This is a genomic window from Alcanivorax sp. HI0044 (genome assembly GCF_001634945.1).
This window is the reverse complement of sequence record NZ_LWEZ01000710.1, coordinates 1-656: the sequence shown is the minus strand read 5'-3', so window position 1 is coordinate 656 and position 656 is coordinate 1. Positions and strand designations below refer to the sequence as shown.

General features: G+C 53.8%; 1 protein-coding gene. It reads right to left on the bottom strand.

Annotated elements, in window-relative coordinates:
• Window positions 1-631: Ig-like domain-containing protein (locus A3730_RS08580; protein ID WP_231883896.1), on the bottom strand; the 631-nt coding region annotated here is incomplete at its 3' end.
• Between the last annotated feature and the right edge of the window lie 25 nt (window positions 632-656).

Sequence of the window (656 nt, the reverse complement as noted above, 5' to 3'; positions counted from 1 at the left end):
TCTGGGCCCGCAGCCCAGCAATCGTTAGTGTGTGTTCCACAGGTTTCAGATCCTGGTCAGGATCCAGTGTCAGGTAACGACCCTGCAAAAATAGCGATGCGGGAACCAACTTGCCGAGGTTGTCACGAAGTTGAACCGATCCGGTTTCGCCATATGCTGTGCTGGTCGGATCAACCGTTTGGTTAAACGACATCCTGAAGGTGCTCATGTCGTTGGGATGGCTGGCATCATCAATCGGCTCTAGCAATGACGGTTGGTCTAGAGGAGTGGCTGAAAGCAGGGTGAAAGAGCCGCTTCCCATGGTTTGCGATGCGCCGGCTTGACTGCCTGCAGTCCGAAACCGAACGCGGGCCACGGAGTTATCATCAATGGCTCCAAGGCCATCATCGTTGACAACCAGATGGTACGCTTCCGCCGGAGCCAGCCGCGATTGAGGATACAGGGCCAGGCCTCTGCCATTGTCTACCACCTGATAGTCAACCATGACGGTATTCCCATCAGTATCACTGACCAGCTGTAGGCGTGAGTCAATGTCATCAATAACCTCTTGCTCAAGTGCAGAGGAAAATCGCAGGATTACTGGCGCGGTAGCTGGAACCTCGGTCTGGCCAGGATAAGGGTAAGAAAAAATTAATGTCTCTGGTGTGCTCCAGGGA